The sequence below is a fragment of the Kitasatospora sp. NPDC036934 genome (assembly GCF_055608425.1).
Genome location: NZ_JBVJQR010000014.1, coordinates 193,996 through 212,879 on the forward strand (window position 1 = coordinate 193,996; position 18,884 = coordinate 212,879).

17 protein-coding genes are annotated in these 18,884 nt (G+C 74.1%); 7 read left to right on the forward strand and 10 right to left on the reverse strand.

The features are described from left to right. Positions 1–9 precede the first annotated feature (9 nt). From ACZ7BZ_RS22885 to ACZ7BZ_RS22895, 3 genes are all read right to left on the reverse strand, one after another. A complete protein-coding gene (locus ACZ7BZ_RS22885; protein WP_470359897.1) occupies positions 10–663 on the reverse strand; it encodes a vitamin K epoxide reductase family protein in 654 nt (217 codons plus the stop codon). A gap of 98 nt (positions 664–761) precedes the next feature. Then, positions 762–1,580, reverse strand: a complete 819-nt coding sequence (locus tag ACZ7BZ_RS22890) for a DsbA family protein (RefSeq protein ID WP_470359898.1) — start codon at positions 1,578–1,580, stop codon at positions 762–764. A gap of 135 nt (positions 1,581–1,715) precedes the next feature. Continuing rightward, positions 1,716–2,387 (reverse strand): hypothetical protein, encoded by a 672-nt coding sequence (locus ACZ7BZ_RS22895; protein WP_470359899.1) that lies wholly within the window; start codon positions 2,385–2,387, stop codon positions 1,716–1,718. 239 nt (positions 2,388–2,626) lie between these two features. Here ACZ7BZ_RS22895 and ACZ7BZ_RS22900 point away from each other — a divergent pair, with 239 nt between their 5' ends. Next, on the forward strand, positions 2,627–3,505 hold the full coding sequence (locus tag ACZ7BZ_RS22900) for a CHAD domain-containing protein (RefSeq protein ID WP_470359900.1): 879 nt from the start codon (positions 2,627–2,629) through the stop codon (positions 3,503–3,505). Between the two features lie 92 nt (positions 3,506–3,597). Here the strand turns inward: ACZ7BZ_RS22900 and ACZ7BZ_RS22905 are convergent, their stop codons facing one another. Then, positions 3,598–4,371 carry a uracil-DNA glycosylase gene (locus tag ACZ7BZ_RS22905; RefSeq protein WP_470359901.1) on the reverse strand — a complete coding sequence of 258 codons (774 nt, stop codon included), beginning with the start codon at positions 4,369–4,371 and terminating at the stop codon, positions 3,598–3,600. A 154-nt stretch (positions 4,372–4,525) separates the two neighbouring features. Here ACZ7BZ_RS22905 and ACZ7BZ_RS22910 point away from each other — a divergent pair, with 154 nt between their 5' ends. Then, entirely contained in the window at positions 4,526–5,572 is a 1,047-nt protein-coding gene (locus ACZ7BZ_RS22910; protein ID WP_470359979.1) for a slipin family protein, read from the forward strand. Between the two features lie 97 nt (positions 5,573–5,669). Further along, entirely contained in the window at positions 5,670–6,122 is a 453-nt protein-coding gene (locus ACZ7BZ_RS22915) for a CBS domain-containing protein (RefSeq protein ID WP_470359902.1), read from the forward strand. A gap of 216 nt (positions 6,123–6,338) precedes the next feature. Here the strand turns inward: ACZ7BZ_RS22915 and ACZ7BZ_RS22920 are convergent, their stop codons facing one another. The 4 genes from ACZ7BZ_RS22920 to ACZ7BZ_RS22935 all read right to left on the reverse strand — a co-directional run bounded on the left by ACZ7BZ_RS22920 (position 6,339) and on the right by ACZ7BZ_RS22935 (position 13,330). Continuing rightward, positions 6,339–9,224: an FAD-binding and (Fe-S)-binding domain-containing protein gene (locus ACZ7BZ_RS22920; protein ID WP_470359903.1), complete on the reverse strand. Its 2,886-nt coding sequence runs from the start codon at positions 9,222–9,224 to the stop codon at positions 6,339–6,341. 91 nt (positions 9,225–9,315) lie between these two features. Then, on the reverse strand, positions 9,316–10,320 hold the full coding sequence (locus tag ACZ7BZ_RS22925) for a glycosyltransferase family 2 protein (protein ID WP_470359904.1): 1,005 nt from the start codon (positions 10,318–10,320) through the stop codon (positions 9,316–9,318). A 212-nt stretch (positions 10,321–10,532) separates the two neighbouring features. Then, positions 10,533–11,201, reverse strand: coding sequence for an aggregation-promoting factor C-terminal-like domain-containing protein (locus ACZ7BZ_RS22930; protein ID WP_470359905.1), 669 nt, complete (start codon positions 11,199–11,201; stop codon positions 10,533–10,535). Positions 11,202–11,887: 686 nt separating this feature from the next. Beyond that, positions 11,888–13,330 carry an amino acid permease gene (locus ACZ7BZ_RS22935; RefSeq protein ID WP_380463241.1) on the reverse strand — a complete coding sequence of 481 codons (1,443 nt, stop codon included), beginning with the start codon at positions 13,328–13,330 and terminating at the stop codon, positions 11,888–11,890. A 331-nt stretch (positions 13,331–13,661) separates the two neighbouring features. Between ACZ7BZ_RS22935 and ku the strand changes: the two genes are divergently transcribed. Further along, positions 13,662–14,672, forward strand: a complete 1,011-nt coding sequence (ku, locus tag ACZ7BZ_RS22940; protein WP_470359906.1) for a non-homologous end joining protein Ku — start codon at positions 13,662–13,664, stop codon at positions 14,670–14,672. Positions 14,673–14,715: 43 nt separating this feature from the next. Then, on the forward strand, positions 14,716–14,997 hold the full coding sequence (locus ACZ7BZ_RS22945) for a hypothetical protein (protein WP_380463236.1): 282 nt from the start codon (positions 14,716–14,718) through the stop codon (positions 14,995–14,997). 35 nt (positions 14,998–15,032) lie between these two features. Here ACZ7BZ_RS22945 and ACZ7BZ_RS22950 read toward each other — a convergent pair whose 3' ends face one another. After that, a complete protein-coding gene (locus ACZ7BZ_RS22950) occupies positions 15,033–16,421 on the reverse strand; it encodes an NADP-dependent succinic semialdehyde dehydrogenase (protein ID WP_470359907.1) in 1,389 nt (462 codons plus the stop codon). A 119-nt stretch (positions 16,422–16,540) separates the two neighbouring features. Further along, entirely contained in the window at positions 16,541–16,822 is a 282-nt protein-coding gene (locus ACZ7BZ_RS22955; RefSeq protein ID WP_380463231.1) for a DUF6158 family protein, read from the reverse strand. Between the two features lie 139 nt (positions 16,823–16,961). Between ACZ7BZ_RS22955 and ACZ7BZ_RS22960 the strand changes: the two genes are divergently transcribed. Together ACZ7BZ_RS22960 and ACZ7BZ_RS22965 are read left to right on the forward strand one after the other, a co-directional pair. Continuing rightward, positions 16,962–17,555: an ArsR/SmtB family transcription factor gene (locus tag ACZ7BZ_RS22960; protein ID WP_470359908.1), complete on the forward strand. Its 594-nt coding sequence runs from the start codon at positions 16,962–16,964 to the stop codon at positions 17,553–17,555. Continuing rightward, positions 17,552–18,844 (forward strand): MFS transporter, encoded by a 1,293-nt coding sequence (locus ACZ7BZ_RS22965; RefSeq protein WP_470359909.1) that lies wholly within the window; start codon positions 17,552–17,554, stop codon positions 18,842–18,844. Before ACZ7BZ_RS22960 ends, ACZ7BZ_RS22965 begins: the two co-directional genes overlap by 4 nt. Positions 18,845–18,884 lie beyond the last annotated feature (40 nt).

The window sequence follows — 18,884 nt, forward strand, 5'->3', positions numbered from 1 at the left end:
TCCGGGCGGTCAGAGCAGGGTGCTCCAGTAGTACCAGAACCGGTTGAGCACCAGCAGCGCGATCACCGCGGCCCACAGCACCGGCAGCGCCCAGTGGTAGCGCGCCGCCTCCCGGACGACCGCCCGCATCCTGGGCCCGACCGGGATCACGCCCGTGCGCAGGTTGTGCAGCGTGGTGTACCAGAACAGCACCACCACCGTCGCCCACACCACCATGCAGTAGGGGCACAGTGCGCCGATGTCGTACAGCGCCTGGTCGACCAGCCAGTGCACGAACACCACGCCCAGGGCCGTCCCGGCGTGCAGGCCCAGCCAGAACCAGCGCCGGTAGGCGGCCCCGGCCAGCAGCCCCGCCCCGATCGCCGTCAGCGCGCCGAAGGCGGCCAGCCCGAGCAGCGGGTTGGGGAAGCCGAAGACCGACGCCTGCTCGGTGCGCATCACCGAGCCGCAGCTGATGATCGGATTGATGTTGCAACTGGGGACGTACGACGGGTTCTCCAGGATGCGGAGCTTGTCGAAGGTCAGGACGGCCGAGGCGGCCAGCCCGACCAGTCCGCCGAGGAACAGCAGCAGGGCGAGGGCCCGGCCCGCGCCGATCGGGGCCCGGCCGGCGGCGTCGGGGGCGGGCGGGGAGGAGGGGTGCACGGTGGTCGCGGCGGTCATGGCAACACTCCGGTGGCTGGCTGGGAGGGGCCGGCCCGGCCGGGAGTTCGGCCGGGCCGGTGGTGCCGTGCGGTGCGGTGGGGTGCGGTGGGGTGGGCCTACTGCAGGCCGGCGGCCTGCTTGACCTGGGCGGTGAACTGCTCGGGCGTCGCGGTGGTGTTGCCCGCGAACAGGTTGATCGCCTTGCCGTCCACCTTGACCGTCGGGGTGCCGGTCACCCCGCTGTCGTTGAACGCGTCGGCCACCTTCGCCGCCCACGGCGCGTAGGTCCGGTCGGTGACCGCCTTCACGAAGGCGTCCGTCTTCAACCCGGGGACCTGGCCGGCCAGGTCCAGGAGGTGGTTGACGTCGCCGAAGTCGTCGCTGCGCTCATCGGGCTGGTTGGCGTACAGCACGTCGTGGAAGGCCTTGAACTTGTCCACGCCCTCGTTCAGCGCGGCCCCGGCGGCGGCCAGCGCGGTGCGCGAGCCCTTGCCGCCGAGGTTCTTGTCCAGGAAGGCGGCCAGGTGGAACTCCACCTTGATCCGGCCGTCCTCGGTGAGCTGCTTGACGGTCTGGCCGTTCGCCGCCTCGAAGTGCTTGCAGACCGGGCAGCGGAAGTCCTCGTACACCTCCATGGTGTGCGGGGCGTCGGCCTTGCCCAGGGTGATCACCGTGCCGTTCGGGCCGGTGGCGTTGGCCGGGACGACCAACGGGGCGGCGGACGCGGCCGCGGCAGCCTTGTCGTCGTTCTTCTTGCCGCCGTTGATGGCGAGCGCCACACCGCCCGCCAGGGCCAGCACGACGACGGCGGAGACCGAGACGACGATCAGCTGACGGCGCTTGGCGGCCTGCTGCTCGCGGCGCTGCGCCTCCTGGATGCGCTCACGGGCGCTGATGCGCTTGGCCTCGCGCTTGGTGGGCTGGTTCTGAGCCATGGGGAAGTCAACTCCTGTACGCGGCGCGCGGGTGCGCGCGGGTGGCCGCACACGGGTGCGGCGGGGCAAGTGACGCGGGAGTCGTGCGCACTGCCTGGGGGCGTACGGAACCGTGCTTACGGAAGGGGTACGCGCTCAGCAGACAGGCGCGAAGACCGGCGGACCACGCCGGGGAGCCGGGCTCAGCACCACGTCCTCGCGGCGCGGCCGCTCGTGGTCCGACACCGGCAGTGGCACCCGCAGCACCGGGCGCACCGGGGCGGGGACCAGCAGCAGGAGCAGCGCCCGCAGCGGGCGGGCCAGTGACTGGTGCAGCGCGCGCAGCGCCCGGGCGAGGCCGGACAGCGCCGCGTCGCCCAGCCGCAGCCAGGCCGAGGCGGCCAGCGCGATCGCCAGGTGCACCACCAGGAGCAGCAGCTGGGTCGCCACCGGCGCCAACTCGCCGGCGTGGCCCAGCGGACCGCCCAGCAGCGAGCCGTCCACCGAGCCGCCGCCGCAGACCAGCAGGTTCACCCCGCGCGCGGACACGTGCTCGGACAGCACCGGCCCACAGCCGGTCTGGCCCAGGTTGAAGGTCGTGTTCAGCAGCAGCTCGACCGGCACCATCACGGCGGAGATGTGCAGCAGCCGCCGCTCCCCGCCGGCCAGCACGGCCGAGACCAGGAACACGACGGCGCTCGCTGTGGCCACCAGCGACAGCGGCAGCGGGCGACCGGTGATGACCACCTGGCCCAACGCGGCCATCGGCACGGCGAGCGCGGTGAACACCGCGGCCCGCAGGGCCCTGGTCGCATGGGTGGAGGTCATCACGCTCCGGAGTATGCCATGGCCCTCACACCGGGCACGAGGGCGCGTACGGGTGCTCCCCCGGGTGACAGCCCCTCGGCCGGTCGCCGGGTCGCCGGGTCGCCGGGTCGCCGGGTCGCCGGGTCGCCGGGTCGCCGGGTCGCCGGCGCGGCGCGACCAGCTCCTGTGCGGCAGGACCGGCCGGAAAGGACCTAGCCTGGAAGGCGTTCCCAGTGACCCCGACGAGGGGGTGCACGTCCATGGCGAGACCCGAGACCACGGCGGGGCGGGTCCTGCTCGACCGCATCGAGGCCCAGGCGGCGGTGCTGGCCGGGCTGGAGGACGCCGTCCGGGCGGACGAACCCGACGCGGTCCACCGGATGCGGGTCGCCTGCCGGCGGCTGCGCAGCGCCCTGCGGACCTTCCGGCGGCTCCTCGACCCCGGCGCCACCGACGCCCTGGTCGCCGACCTGCGCTGGCTGGGCGCCGCCCTGGGCCGGGCCCGGGACCGCGAGGTGCTCACCGAACGCCTGGCCGCCCGGGCCCGCGAGCTGCCCGCCGCCTGCGGGCCGGAACGGGTCGCCGGGGTGCTGGAGCAGTCCGGCGCGGCCGAGTACCGGCGGGTCCGGCCCGAGGTGGTCGCCGCCCTCGACAGCCCCCGCCGCCGGGGCCTCACCGCCGCCCTGACCGCGCTGCTCGCCGACCCGCCGCTGCGCCCGCGCGCCGCCCGGGCCGCCGCCCCCGAGCTCTCCCGGATCGCGGCCCGCGAACAGCACCGCACGGCCGCCCGGGTCCACACCGCCCTCGCCGCCGGCCCTGCGGAGCGCGATGGCGCCCTGCACGCGGCCCGCAAGGCCGCCAAACGCGCCCGCTACGCCGGCGAGACGGCGGCCCCCGCGATCGGCGCGGCGGCGGAGCGGTACGTGGAGCGGATGAAGGCCGTCCAGGAGGTGCTGGGAGAGCACCAGGACGCGGTGGTCGCGGCGGCGGCGCTGGCCGACCAGGCTGACGCCGACGGCGAGCCCTTCGCCTACGGCGTGCTCTACGCGGGCCAGCTCGTGGAGGCGGAACGGGCGCGGGACCGGCTGCCGGGGGTGTGGGCGGCGGCGTCGGGCCGGAAGCTGGCCCGGTTCGGTTAGGGGCCGTCCGGGGTGCCTGCTGCCAGGGCCGGGGGAGCCAGGGCCGGGAAGCGCGGCCGGGGGCGGGCGGGAGGCGGTTCGACGGGGTGGCCCTACCGGGGGCTCAGCCCCGCCGAACGGGCTGCCTCGCGCAGCAGGTCGCGGAGCATCGTGGTGGTCAGCCGACCGGTGTTGGTGTTGCGCGGGCTCACGTGGTAGCAGCCGTAGAGGCGCAGGTCGGGGCCGCCGTCGCGGGCGGGGAGGGTGGCCAGGGCGGCGTGGCCGAAGGCGGGGCGGGGGCGGGGGACGGTCCAGCCGGCGTCGGCGATCACCGGCAGCATGGCCTGCCAGGCGAAGCCGCCGAGGGCGACGACCGTCCGTACGGTGGGGCGCAGCAGCTGGAGTTCACGGGTGATCCAGGGGCGGCAGGTGTCGCGTTCGACGGTGCTGGGCTTGTTGTCGGGCGGGGCGCAGCGGACCGGGTCGGTGATCCGGACGCCGTACAGTTCTAGCCCGTCGCCGTGGCGGACGGACTCGGGGCGGTTGGTGAGCCCGAGGTCGTGGAGGGCGGCGTAGAGGAGGTCGCCGGAGGGGTCGCCGGTGAAGATCCGGCCGGTGCGGTTGGCGCCGTGGGCGGCGGGGGCGAGGCCGACCAGGACGAGCGGGGCGTCGGGCGGCCCGAAGCCGGGGATGGGGCGGGCCCAGTAGTCCCAGTCCTGGTAGGCGCGGCGTTTGGTGCGGGCGGTCTCCTCGCGCCAGGAGACCAGCCGGGGGCAGGCCCGGCAGTGGGTGACGACCCGGTCGAGGTCGGTGAGCCCGCCGGCGCGGGCGGCGGCCTCGGCGGGGTGACGGGGGTGGTTCGGGTCATCGGCGGGGGCCGGCTGCATGGCCTGATCCTAGGGGCCCGGGCCCTGTCCCGGTCCGGCCCGGCGGCCTTCGGGCAGGCGTAGCGTTGAAGGAGTTGCTCCGGTGGCCCCCGGCCCGGCCGGGCCGGGGGTGGTCGGGCGCGCCGGTGTGCGCGGAGGCCGCGAGGAGGCCGCGATGATCGTCGATGCGGTGCTGGGGGCTCTCGGGGGGCTGGTCGGGCTGGGGGTGGTCTGGGCGGGGCTGAGCATCCGGGTGGTCCAGCAGTTCCAGAAGGGCGTGGTGTTCCGCTTCGGGCGGGTGCGCGAGGAGGTCCGGGAGCCCGGGCTGGTCGCGTTGATGCCGATCGCGGACCGGCTGCGCCGGGTGAACGTGCAGATCGTGACGATGCCGATCCCGGCGCAGGAGGGCATCACCCGGGACAACGTGACCGTACGGGTGGACGCGGTGGTCTACTTCCGGGTCGAGGACCCGGTGAAGGCGACCGTCAACGTGCAGGACTACAACTTCGCGATCTCCCAGGTCGCGCAGACCTCGCTGCGGTCGATCATCGGCAAGAGCGAGCTGGACGACCTGCTGGCCAATCGCGAACCGATCAATCAGGGGCTGGAGTTGATGATCGACAGCCCGGCGCTGGGCTGGGGCATCGAGATCGACCGGGTGGAGATCAAGGACGTCGCCCTGCCGGAGTCGATGAAGCGCTCGATCGCGCGGCAGGCGGAGGCCGAGCGGGAGCGGCGGGCCCGGATCATCACGGCGGACGGCGAGTACCAGGCCTCGGAGCGGTTGTCGGAGGCGGCGGCGGTGATGAGCGCGACTCCTGCGGCGCTCCAACTGCGCTTGCTGCAGACCGTGGTGGAGGTGGCGGCGGAGAAGAACTCGACGTTGGTGCTGCCGTTCCCGGTGGAGCTGCTGCGGTTCCTGGACAGCGCGACGGAGTCCCAGCAGCGGGATCTGCTGGCCGCCGCCGCGGTGGCCGCGGCCGCGAAGTCGGCGGAACGGGCAGTGGAGAGCGGCGAGGTGTCGGAGGCCGAGGTCAACCGTGAGGTGCCCAGGCACGAACTCCCGCCGCTGGAAGAAGTGTTGACCAGATCGCCGATGGAGCCTTCGGATCTGGGGGAGCCTACGGACCTGGAGGAGCGTACGGACCCGGAGGACCGCCCGGTGGAGCCGGACGCCCGGCAGCAGACGGCGGAGCGCGGCGAGCCCGGGACGACGGCCTGAGCGGGCCCGGGGCGGCCGGGCGCGGTGCCCGGTGGCGTGGGTCACCCGGTCGGACCAGGATGGACGGGGGGCTGGAAGCCAGGTCAGGAGGCGGACCATGACCATCGCCAGCGACATCATGCACCCGGGGGCGGAGTGCATCCGCGAGCACGAGACGCTCGCCGCCGCCGCCCGGATCATGCGGGAACGGAACGTGGGCGCACTGCCCATCTGCGGGGAGAGCGACAAGCTGTTGGGCATCGTGACCGACCGCGACATCGTGCTGCGCTGCGTCGCGGAGGGGCGCGACCCGGCCGCGGTGACGGCGGGCGAACTGGCCCAGGGGCGGCCGATGACGGTGGAGGCGGACGAGGACTGCGAGCAGGTGCTGCGGGTGATGGAGCAGTACCAGGTGCGCCGGCTGCCGGTGATCAACCACCCGGAGCACAAGCTGGTCGGCATGATCAGCGAGGCCGACATCGCGCGCGGGATGCCGCAGGCCCGGGTCGCGGAGTTCGTGTCGGCGGTCTGCGCGGAGGAGGCACCGAAGACGGAGGCCCTGCAGGACTGATCCGGACGGGCGGCGCCGGTTCGGCCCGGCCGGGAGCCGGTTCCGGGCGGGTCGGCCAGGGGTGTGGTCGGCCCGGGGTGTGGACGGAGCCGGTCCGGGCGGCGGGCTCCTCGGCTCCCTCGGCGGCGGTGAGGGTGACGTCGAGGAAGGCGATCCGGCGCCCCGGCCGGTGGGCACGGAGGTCGCGGGGCCTTCCTCGCCGTCCGTTCCTGAGCGCTACCGGCGCAGCTCCCGGGCGATCAGCTCCGCCAGGTGCAGGGCCCTGCGCCCGTCCGCGAGTTGGGCGATCTGGGTGCGGCAGCTGAAGCCGTCCGCCAGCACCACGGTGTCCGGGTCGGCCGCCCGTAGCTCGGGCAGCAGCACCCGTTCGGCGATCGCCTCGGACACCTCGAAGTGTCCCTGCTCGAAGCCGAAGTTGCCCGCCAGCCCGCAGCAGCCGGAGTCCAGCACCCGGTTGTGCAGGCCGAGTCGGGCCTCGACCCGGCGGTCGGCGGCGCTGCCGAGCACCGCGTGCTGGTGGCAGTGGGTCTGGGTGACGGCCTCCAGCCGGACCCGGGGGAGCGGGGCGTCCGGGGCGTACTCGTCGATGAACTCGGCGAAGGTGCGGGTCCGTTCGGAGAGCGGGCGGCCGTCCCCGCCGAGCAGTCGGGGGAGGTCCTCGCGCAGGGTGGCGGTGCAGCTGGGGTCCAGGCCGACCACGGGGGTGTCGGCCGGGAGACCGGCGGCCGCCAGCGCGTCCAGGCTGCGCTGCAACACCCGCCGGGCGGTGCCGAGTTGGCCGGTGGAGTACCAGGTGAGGCCGCAACACACCGGGCCGTCCGGCAGCCGGACGTCGAAGCCCAGGTGTTCCAGCACCTCGACGGCCGAGCGCAGCACGTTCGGCTGGAGGTGGTTCGAGAAGGTGTCCGGCCACAGCAGCACCGGCCGGGCGCCCGCCGGGGCCGGGTGCTCCGGGCGCCGCCGCCGGTACCAGCGGGTGAAGGTCTCGGGCGGGAAGACCGGCAGCACCCGCCGCCGGTCGATCCCGCCGAGCCGCTTGAGCAGGGCGCCGGCCGGGGAGCGGACCAGGGTGTTGGCCGCCGCGGGCGCCCGCTCGACTGCCCGCAGCCACAGCGGCAGCCAGCCCATCGAGTAGTGGGCGAGCGGGCGTGGGCGGTGCCGGTAGTGCTGGTACAGGAACTCGGTCTTGTAGGTCGCCATGTCGACGTGCACCGGGCAGTCGCTCGCGCATCCCTTGCAGCTCAGGCAGAGGTCCAGCGCCTCCCGCACCTCCGCCGAGCGCCAGCCGTCCGGGACGGCGTCGCCGCGCAGCATCTCGGCGAGCAGCCGGGCCCGGCCCCGGGTGGAGTGCCGCTCCTCGCCGGTGGCCATGTAGCTGGGGCACATCACCCCGGTGGTCGGGTCCACGCACTTGGCGACGCCCACGCAGCGGTGCACCGCCCGGGCGAGGCTGCCGCCGTCCTGCTCGTACGGCAGGGCCAGCGGCAGCGGGCGGCGCGGGGCGGTGACGAAGCGCAGGTCGGCGTCGAGCGGGCGCGGGTCGACCAGTACGCCCGGGTTGAGCAGGTGCTCCGGGTCCCAGATTCGCTTGAACTCGCCGAACAGGGCGATGACTTCGGGCGGGTACAGGCGCGGCAGCAGCTCGCCGCGGGCCTGTCCGTCGCCGTGCTCGCCGGAGAGCGAACCGCCGTAGGAGACCGCCAGATCGGCCGCCTGCTCCAGGAACTCCCGGAACAGCGGCAGTCGTTGCGGGTCGTACAGTGGGAAGTCGATCCGCAGGTGCACGCAGCCGTCGCCGAAGTGCCCGTACGGGACGCCGTGCAGGCCGTGTCGGCGCAGCAGGGCGCGCAGTCCGCGCAGGTAGTCGCCGAGCCGCTCGGGCGGGACGGCGGAGTCCTCCCAGCCGGGCCAGGCCTCGCCGCCCCCGGGCAGCCGGGTGACGATCCCGGCGCCCGCCTCCCGCACGGCCCACAGCTGGCGCTGCTCGGCCGGGTCGGTGACCAGGGAGACGGTGGCGGTGCGCTCGCGGCGCACCGCGTCGGCGAGCCGGCGGGCGCCCTGGTAGGCCTCCAGGGCGTTGGCGCCGCCGGTCTCCAGGAACAGCCAGCACTCGCCGGCCGGCAGCCGGTCCAGGGCCGGAGGGCGCGGGCCGGTCGCGAGCAACGCGGCGATCAGGTCGGCGGCCATGCCCTCGGCGGTCAGCGGGCCGTACGGCAGCAGTGCGGGGACGGCATCGGCGGCGGCGCCCTCATCGGGGTAGCCGGCCACCACCAGGGCGCGGGCCGCGGGGGCGTGGACCAAGCGGACGGTGGCGCCCAGCAGCAATGCGCAGGTGCCCTCGGTGCCGGTCAGGGCCCGGGCGAGGTGGTGGCCGCGCTCGGGCAGCAGGGCGTCCAGCGGGTAGCCGGACGTGCGGCGGGGCAGTTGCGGCATGCCCTGCCGGATGGTGGCGAGGTTGCGGTCGGTGAAGTCCTGGAGCTCGCGGTGCAGCTGCCCGACCCGGCCGGGTGCGTTCGGCAGCGCCGCGCGCTCGGCGGGGGTGAGCGGGCCGCCGACGGTCAGCTCGGTGCCGTCGGCGAGCAGCAGCTCCAACTGCTCCACGTTGTCGGAGGTGCGCCCCCAGGCGAGCGAGCGGGCGCCGCAGGCGTCGTTGCCGATCATGCCGCCGAGGGTGCAGCGGCTGTGGGTGGACGGGTCGGGGCCGAAGCGCAGCCCGTACGGCGCGGCGGCGCGCTGGAGGTCGTCCAGCACGGTTCCGGGCTGGACGCGCGCGGTGCGGGCCCCGGGGTCGACCGCCAGCACCGCGCCGAGGTGGCGGCGGAAGTCCAGCACCACCGCGCCCGGCCCGATCGCCTGCCCGCCGATGCTCGTCCCGGCCCCGCGCGCCACCACCGGCACGCCGTACTGCCGGCACAGCGCCAGCGCGGTGCGCACGTCGTCCTGGTCGGCGGGCTTGACCACGCCGAGCGGCAGTTGCCGGTAGTTGGAGGCGTCATGGCCGTACACCGTGCGCTCGGCGGCGCCGAACCGCACCTCGCCGCGCAGCACGGCGGCCAGCTCACGGGCCAGTTCGGCGCCGGGAACGGCGGACGGACGGCTCACCAGGGCCTCCCGGGAAGTGGACTCCGCCGATGATGGCAGCCACCCCGCCGCCCGGCCGCCGGGCACGACGCCCGGCTCACCCGGCTGGCGGCTACTTCCGGCCGGTGAGGGTGCCGCGGGCGATGTGCGAGAGCTTGGCGACCTCGAAGGCCGGGTAGGCGCCGCCGGCCAGGAGGGAGAACTTGATGCCCTCGCGGCCGGTGGGCTTGCGGTGGCCTGGGGGCTGGAAGCGGCGGTGGTGTTCGGCGGCGCGGTGGAAGAACTGGGGGCGCTCGGCGCGGGTGACGCAGCCGGCGAGGTCGAACACGAAGAGGTAGTGCCGGATCATCCGGACGAACAGGGCGTCGCGCACCGCGTAGAGGTGGGGCTGCTCCTCCAGCAGGGCGAAGCTGCGCTCGTACTGGTCGAAGAGGTCGAAGACGCTGCTGCCAGGGCCGCCGGCCGGGTGGACGGTCTCCCGGCGGCGCAGCTGGACGCACTCGCGCGGAAGCACGGCGGCCTTGCGGGCGCCGAGCAGGGCCGCGTGGACGACCGGGATCTCCTCGTAGCGGCCGTCGGGGAAGGCGAGCCCGAGCTCCTCCCAGTGGCCGCGGCGGATCAGCCGGTCCCAGATCAGCGGCGGCGCGCCGAACAGCTCGGGCCGGTCGAAGGGGGCGAAGGGCTCGGGGCCGACCTCGGCGAGCAGGGCCTCGGCGCCGCCCGGCCAGTCGCGGTCGTTGTGGCGGCGGGAGTGGCCGAACAGGAGGACGTCGACCGGGCCGGTCTGCTGGAGCCGGTCGGCGAGCGTCTGGAGGGCGTCCCGGGGCAGCAGGTGGTCGGCGTCCAGGAACAGCAGGTACTCGCCGCTGGCCCGCGCCGCACCCGCGTTCCGGCTCACCCCGACCCCGACCGACGCGTTCAGGTGCAGCGCGGACACCCGCGGGTGCTGCCCCGCGTACGCGTCGGCGAGCCCGCCCGGGGTTCCGGGGGAGCGGTCGGCGACCACGATCACCTCGACGTCCGCCAGGGTCTGGGCGAGCAGCGAGTCCAGGCAGTCGGCGAGCTGTCCGTGCTGGTCGTAGGCGGGGAGCACGACGCTGATCAGGGGTGAGGCCATGACGCCGGAGCGTAAGAGGGCCCGCGAACCGTGGCAAAGTGCTGACGGCGTGTAATTACGAGCAATTAGCGGCAAATCGTACGAGCGTACGCCATATCTTCACGCCGCCTTCCGGGCGCGTCCACGTCAGGCGACGACGCCGCGAGGCCCGCGACGCGGAGTGCGTCGCGGGCCTGGGGCGTGTACGGAGGGCGGCTCGGCCGGGGGCCGGCTCAGTACCAGTGGTGGCTCTGCCAGAACGCCCAGGCGCCGCAGGGGCTGCCGTAGCGGGAGTTCATGTAGTCCAGGCCCCACTTGATCTGGGTGGCCGGGTTGGTCTTCCAGTCCGAGCCCGCCGAGGCCATCTTGGAGCCCGGCAGCGCCTGGACCAGGCCGTAGGCGCCGGAGGAGGCGTTGACGGCCATCGGGTTCCAGCTGCTCTCGCGGGAGACGATGTTGCTGAAGCACTGCAGCTGGCCGGCCGGCACGATCTGCGCGGCGATCTGCTGCGGGGTGCCGGAGGGGGCGGCGAGGGCCTGGCGCTGCTGGGAGCGGGAGGCGGCGTCGGCCTGGGCCTTGGCGTCGGCCTGGGCCTTGGCGTCCGCCTGGGCCTGCGCGTCGGCCTCGGCCTGGGCCTGGGCGGCGGCGTCCGCCTCGGCCTTCGCCTGGGTCGCCTGGGCGTCCTGAGCGTCCTGGGCGGCCTTCTGGGCAGCGGCAGCGGCGTCGGCCTGCACCTGGTCGGCCACCGGCTTGCCGTCCACCGTGACGGCGGCCGCGGGGGCGGCGGCCTCGGTGGAGGTCCCGCCCTGCGGGACGGCGAGCGCGGCGGTGGCGGCGCTCGCGACCACGAGGGTGGCGATGCCGGTGATCAGGGAGTTGCGGCGGGCATGGCTGAGCTGCATGGAGCGGTCGATCCTTTTCCGTCGGGGGCCGTGCCGGGGGCACCGGGCGCGGGGCATCGCACGGGCTCCGGGTGAGCGGGGCCCGCGCGGCCGTCCGGGACGGCCGTGGCGCCCCGGCGGAGAACGGCGGGGCGGGCGGGCTGCGCACGGCGGACGGGGCCGGCCGGCGCTGCCTGGCGACGGGCCATTCTTGGCAGGGCCGGGGACGGGTGGCAAAGGCGCTCGCTACTACGCCGCGTAGTGGCTGAGGGCCGGGTGCGGCCGGACATGCCGATGGCTTTGAGGAGGTTTGTCCGCTTTTGGCGTCCGAGGGTCAGGGGTGGGCGGCGCCGGCGGAAGATGAGGCCCGGAGGCTCGATGGCCTGGGTTCTTCAGGCCGGGCCCCGCCTGAGGGCGGGCGGCCGGCGGGCGGCGGCCGGTGCCGGGCGCCGGGTGCGCCGACCCTGACAACTATCCAGGACCGTAGACGCGAAACCCCCTGTGGGCGGGCTCACACGGGCGCGGTGCCGACATCGACACAGCGTGACCGGCCGATGGCGGCCCGGTGGACGGGGGCGGACCGGGAGGGAACGGCGCCGGGCGGGGAATGGCGCCGGGCGGGGAACGGGGCCGGGTGGGAACGGCACCGGGCCCGGGAGCCTCCGCAACGGCTCCCGGGCCCGGCGTTCAAGCGCGGCGCGGACGGGTCAGGAGCCCACCGCCGCCGCGGCCCGCCGCCGTCGGCCCACCACGGCCGAGGCGCCGAGCACGATCGCTGCGGCGACCAGCGAGAGGTACATCTGCTTGCGGCCGTCCTCGGTGGTGAACATGTAGGCCATCACGAACCCGATCATGCCCATCGCGGTCCAGGTCAGGTACGGGAAGAGCCACATCCGCACGGTCAGGCGCTCGGGCGTCTCCCGCTCGATGATCCGGCGCATCCGCAGCTGGGTCGCGCAGATCACCAGCCAGACGAACAGTGCGACCGCGCCGGAGGAGTTGAGCAGGAAGGCGAAGATGGTGTCCGGCGAGTAGTAGTTGAGGAAGACGGCGATGAAGCCGAAGACCACCGAGGAGAGGATGGCCACCCGCGGCACGCCGCGCGAGGTCACGGTCGCGAAGGCCTTCGGCGCGTCGCCGCGCTGACCGAGCGAGAAAGCCATCCGGGAGGCGGTGTACATCCCGGAGTTGAGGCAGGACAGCACGGCCGTCAGCACGATCACGTCCATCACCTGGCCCGCGTGCGGGATTCCCACGTGGTTCAGGACCGCCACGTACGGGCTGGCCTTGACCTCGGCCGAGTCCCAGGGCAGCAGGGTGACCACGAGCAGGATCGATCCCAGGTAGAAGACGCCGATCCGCCAGATCACGCTGTTGGTGGCCTTGGTGACAGCCTTCTGCGGGTCCTCCGACTCGCCGGCGGCGAGCGTGACGATCTCGCTGCCCATGAAGGCGAAGACGACGGTCAGCATGCCGGTGAACACCGCGCCCACGCCGTGCGGCAGGAAGCCGCCGTGGCCGGTCAGGTTGCTGAGGCCGACCGCGTGGGTGTTCGGCAGCACGCCGAAGACGGCGAGGGCGCCGATCACCAGGAACGCCGCGATCGCGACCACCTTGATACCGGCGAACCAGAACTCGAACTCGCCGTACGAGGACACCGAGAAGAGGTTGGTGGCGGTCAGCACCGCCATCACGATCAGTGCCCAGCCCCACTGTGGGACGCCGGGCACCCAGTTGTGGAGGATCTTGGCGCCGGCCGTCGCCTCGACCGCGAGCACCACGACCCAGAAGAACCAGTACAGCCAGCCGATGCTGAAGCCGGCCCAGCGGCCCAGCGCGCGGTCCGCGTACGCCGAGAACGAGCCGCTCTGCGGGTCGGCCGCCGCCATCTCGCCGAGCATCCGCATCACCAGCACCACCAGCACGCCGGCCAGGGTGTAGGAGAGCAGGATGCCGGGACCGGTGGTGGCGATGCCCGCGCCGGATCCGACGAACAGGCCCGCGCCGATCACACCGCCGATGGCGATCATCGACAGGTGCCGGTTCTTCAGCCCGGCCTTCAGGTGGCCGTCGCCGCCGTGTCCGACGGGGCCGAGCTGGTGGGGGACCTGGGTGGTGTCCGCCGCCTGCTTGGTGGTGTCCGCACTCATGGAGGGTGTCCTCTGTTCTTTCCCGCGCGGCATGACCCTCGGCTCGTCGCGCCGGAGGGTGGGGGGACAGACCCGCGCATTGCGGTGCAACCTACTTTCTACGCCCGAGTATCGGAACAGCTGTTTGGTAACTGTTCGCTCACCGGACACAAAAGGCCAGGTCAGAGCCGGTGGAAAAGTGGCGGGAAAGGCTCAAATCTGACGCATCGTCACCATGGCGGGAACCCGCCAGGCCGTGCGGAGGCCCGGACTCCCCGCCCGCGGCCGGCGGCCCCGCACCCGGAGCCCCGCGCTGTGGCCGATCCGGGCGAACGCGCGCACAGTGGGAAACATGCAGACCACCTGGAAGGGGACGATCAGCTTCGGGCTGGTCAGCATCCCCGTCCACCTCTACTCCGCGACCCAGGAGCACGACGTCCCGCTGCACCAGGTGCACGCCAAGGACGGTGGCCGGGTGCGGATGAAGCGGTACTGCGAGCGGGAGGAGAAGGAGGTCCCGTACGCGGAGATCGCCAAGGGCTACGAGTCGCCCGACGGCCGGACGGTCACGCTCAGCGACGAGGACCTCGCCGACCTGCCGCTGCCCAGCAAGAAGGTCATCGACGTGCTGGCCTTCGTGGACGCCGGCGAGATCGACCCGCTGATGTTCTCCAAGGCCTACTACGTGGGCGTCGCCGACAAGGCGGCCGCCAAGCCGTACGCGCTGCTGCGCGACGCGCTGGTGGAGTCCGGGCAGATCGCGGTCACCAAGATCGCGCTGCGCACCCGGGAGTCGCCCGCGGTGCTGCGGGTGCACGACGGGACGCTCGTCCTGCAGACCTGCATCTGGCCCGACGAGGTCCGCCCGGCGGCCGGGATCGCGCCCGAGGAGGACGTCGCGGTGCGGCCGCAGGAGCTCAAGATGGCGCGCTCGCTGATGGACACCCTCTCCGAGGACTTCGACCTCGCCCAGCTGCACGACGACTACCAGCAGGCGCTCCAGCAGGTGATCACCGCCCGGCTGGAGGGCGTCGAGCTGCCGCACGAGGAGGAGGCCGGCGAGGCTCCGGACAACGTGATCGACCTGATGGAAGCGCTGCGCAGCAGCCTCAAGCAGGCCAAGGGCGGGCGGGCACCGGCTGCGGCGGCGCCGGAAGAGCCGGAAGAGCCGGAAGAGCCGGAGAAGGCGGAGGGCGGGAAGCCCGCGCCCCGCAAGCACGCCGCCGCGAAGAAGACCGCCGCGAAGAAGACCGCCGCGAAGAAGACCGCCGCGAAGAAGACCGCCGCCGGGGCGGCCGGGAAAGCCGCCGCTGCGAAGAAGACCACCACCCGTAAGTCCACGGCTCCGCGCAAGGCCTCTTGACCGCGCGGGCCGGGGAGCCCCCCGACGACCGCAGGAGATCCCGATGGACCTGCTCACCTACAAGGAGCTCGACAGCGGCCCCGACGCCCCGAAGGACCGGAGCTGGGGCTACCGGGCCTGGCACTGGCTGCTCAGCCTCAGTCCAACCGTCGTGACCTTCATGGTCGCGCTCTCGATCGGCCTGCTCATGGTCGAGGTCCAGACGGAGTGGGACCCGATGATCGGGCTGATGGCCTTCTTCTGGCTCCTGACCTTCATCGCCCTGGTCGGCATGGTCGCCCGCTGGGCGACGCCCGGCCGGGGCAGGCACCGGATGGCGGCCTGACGGTTCGGCCGGGCGGCACGCGGCTCCGGGCGTACTCAGCCGATCCACACCGTGGTGACGTTGCAGAACTCCCGGATGCCGTGCCCGGACAGCTCCCGCCCGAAGCCCGAGCGCTTGACCCCGCCGAAGGGCAGCGCGGGGTGGGAGGCGGTCATCCCGTTGAAGAACACCCCGCCGGCCTGGATGTCGCGGACGAAGCGCTCCTGCTCGTCCTGGTCGGTGGTCCAGACGTTGGAGCTGAGCCCGAACGGGGTGTCGTTGGCCAGCGCCACCGCCTCGTCCAGGTCGGCGACCCGGTAGACGGTGGCGACCGGGCCGAAGGCCTCCTCCTGGTGGATCCGCATCGCCGGGGTGACGCCGGTCAGGACGGTCGGCTCGTAGAACCAGCCGGTGTCCCAGCCCATCGGGCGGTTGCCGCCGCACTCGACCCGGGCGCCGTGGGTGCGGGCGTCCTCGACCAGCTCCTCCAGGTCGTCCCGGCCCTGGCGGCTGGCCAGCGGGCCGACGTCGGTGGCCTCGTCCATCGGGTCGCCGATTCGCAGCGCGCGCATCGCCTCGGTGAAGGCGGCGGTGAAGCGGTCGTAGACGTCGGTGTGCACGATGAAGCGCTTGGCGGCGATGCAGGACTGGCCGTTGTTCTGCACCCGGGCCCGGACGGCGGTGGCCACCGCAGCGTCCAGGTCGGCGCTCGGCAGCACCACGTACGGGTCGCTGCCGCCCAGCTCCAGCACCGCCTTCTTCACCTCGTCCGCGGCGGTGGCCGCGACCGCCCGCCCGGCCGGCTCGCTGCCGGTGAGGGTGACGGCGGCGACCCGGCGGTCCCGGATCACGCCCTCGACCGCGCCCGAGCCGATCAGCAGGGTCTGGAAGCAGCCCTCGGGGAAGCCGGCCCGCCGGAACAGCTCCTCGATCGCGAGCGCGGTCCGCGGCACGTTGGAGGCGTGCTTGAGCAGGCCCGTGTTGCCGGCCATCAGGGCCGGCGCGGCGAACCGGATCACCTGCCAGAACGGGAAGTTCCACGGCATCACGGCGAGCACCGGGCCGAGCGGGCGGTAGCGGACGTACGCGCGGGCGGCCCCACTGTCGGCCACGTCGGCCGGGGCCGGGTGCTCGTCGGCGAGCAGCGCCTCCGCGTGGTCGGCGTACCAGCGCATCGCCTTGGCGCACTTGGCGGCCTCGGCCCGGGCGGCGGCGAGCGGCTTGCCCATCTCCTCGGTCATGGTGCGGGCGAGCGGTTCCTGGTCCCGGTCCAGGAGGTCGGCGGCGCGGTGCATCAGTTCGGCGCGGGCGGCGAAAGGGGTGCTGCGGTAGCCGTGGAAGGCGGCCTCGGCGCGGGCCAGCCGCCGCTCGACGCCGGCCGCGTCGAGGGGTTCGAAGGTCTGGATGATCTCGCCGGTCGCGGGGTTGACGCTGGCGATGGGCATGCGGGGCTCCCAGTGGCGGGTTCGGGTCCGGTGCGTCTGCCCTCACACCCTCCCCGACGGCCCGCCCCCGGGCGCGCCACCGCTGCCCGGCGTGTCCCGCCGGGCGGCGGCGGCGCCCCTCACTCGGGCAGTGACTCCACCCGGGCCGCCGCCTCCCGGGCCCGGGCTCCGGCCCTGGTCCGGGCGGCGGTCACCTGCCGGAGGGGGAAGCGGTGCAGGTACTCGGCCTCCAGCTCGCCGGTGCGCAGCGTGTGCCGGTTCAGCGCCTCCTCCGAGCCGTACAGGAAGGTCTCGTGGCGGGTGCGGTGCAGCTGCTCCAGTTCGTGCAGCAGGGTGTCGTTGCCCAGGGCGTGCGGAGAGACGCCCCCGGGCCGGATGTGCGGGTCGTTGACGTGGCGCATCTCGGTACCTCCTCGGCGCGGGCCCCTCCTCCAGTGTCGGGTGCCCGGCGCCGGTGCACCCGTTCTCGTCGGACCCAGTGCACAAGGGGTGTTGTAAAAGAGATGTCGTACAAGAGATCTTGTGGATATTCTCCGGGGCATGGACGACACCACGGACCGATCGCGCGGCGCCCGGGAGATCCAGGACTCCCGGGTGCTCGCCGCCCTCACCCACCCGCTGCGCCGCCGGCTGATCGACCTGCTCAAGGTCGACGGCCCCGCCACCGTCGGACGACTGGCCGAGCGCACCGAGCAGGCGGTCGGCAACGTCAGCCACCACCTGAAGGTGCTGGCCGAGAGCGGACTGATCGAGGAGGCGCCCGAGTTCGCCCGGGACCGGCGCGAGCGGTGGTGGCGGCGGACCGACCGCGAACTCACCTGGACCAGGGCCGACTTCGACGGGGACCCGGTCACCGAGGCGGTCGCCGACGCGGCCGGGTCGATCCTGCTGGAACGCCAGGTCGAGCTGGTCCGCGAGTGGGCGGTGCGACGCGGCGGCTACCCGCCGGACTGGCGGGACGGCTGCTCGGTGGCCACCCAGACCTGGCTGCGGCTCACCCCGGCGGAGGCCCGGGAGCTGGCGGCCGACCTGCACGCGGTGATCCAGCAGTGGGCGCAGCGGCCGGTGCCCCAGGACGGGCGGGAGCGCGAGACCGTCCTGGCCTTCGCCCACAGCGTCCCGGCGCGGCCGTGACCGCCGTCGCCGCCCCGCCCGGCGCGACCGAAGTCCGGTCCAGCTGGGGCCTGTTCGCCCAACGGGACTTCCGCCTGCTATGGGCCGGGCAGACCGTCAGTCGGCTGGGCAGCAGCGTGACCACCGTCGCGCTGCCCCTGGTCGCGGTGCTCACCCTGGACGCCGGGCCGCTCGCCACCGGCCTGCTGACCAGCGCGGTCTGGCTGCCCTGGCTGCTGTTCGGCCTGCCCGCCGGGGTGTGGGTGGGGCGGGCGCCCCGGCGGGCCGTGATGATCGGCTGCAACCTCGGCTCCGCCGCGCTGTTCGCCAGCGTGCCGGTGGCGGGCCGGCTCGGGGTGCTCACCCTGGCGCAGCTGCTGGCCGTGGCCTTCCTCAGCGGGGTCTCGGCGGTGTTCTTCGGTGCGGCCGAACAGGCCTACCTGCCCGAACTGGTGGCGCCGGAGCACCTGATCGAGGGCAACGCCAAGTTGGAGGGCAGCGGCTCGGCGGCCGAGGTGGCCGGCCGCGGACTGGCCGGGCTCACCGTTCAACTGCTCGGCGCGGCAGCTGGGTTGCTCATCGACGCGGTGAGCTTCCTGATCGCGGCCGGCACCCTGCTGCGGATCCGCTCCCGGCCGCAGTCGGTGGCCCCCGAGCGGGCGGGCCTGCTCGGACAGGTCCGGGAGGGGCTGTCCTTCCTGCTGCGTGACCCCTACCTGCGGGCCTTCCTGTGCTTCGGCGCGGCGGCTAACTTCGCGCTCATGGCCTACCAGTCGATCCTGGTGCTGTTCCTGGTCCGGGAGGCCGGGGTCGCCCCCGGTTGGGTCGGCGCACTCGCCTCCGCCGCCGCGGTCGGCGGGGTGCTCGGCGCGTCCGCGGCCCGACCGCTGTGCCGCCGGCTGGGCACGGCCCGCGCGGTGCGGATCGTGTTGCTCACCGCAGTACCGCTCGGGCTGCTGATGCCGCTGGCCGCCCCGGGGCTCGGCACGGCGCTGTACGTCGTCGGCGCGCTCGGGGTGGTCGCGGCGGTGGTGCTCTGCAACGTGGTGCTCGGCAGCTTCCGGCAGTCCTACACCCCGCCCGCGCTGCTCACCCGGGTGGCGGCGGGCTCGATGTTCGCCATCCACGCCACCATCCCGCTCGGCGCCCTGGCCGGCGGCGCGCTGGGCGCGGCGATCGGGCTGCGGACCACCATGTGGGTGATGACCGGCCTGCTGGTACTGGCCGGCACGCTGCCGCTGTTCTCGCCACTGCGCACCCTGCGGGATCTGCCCTCGGCGCCCCCGAAGATCGGGAAGATCGTAGGATGAATTCCGTTCCTTCCATCCCGTTCCCCGACAGCTCGGACAG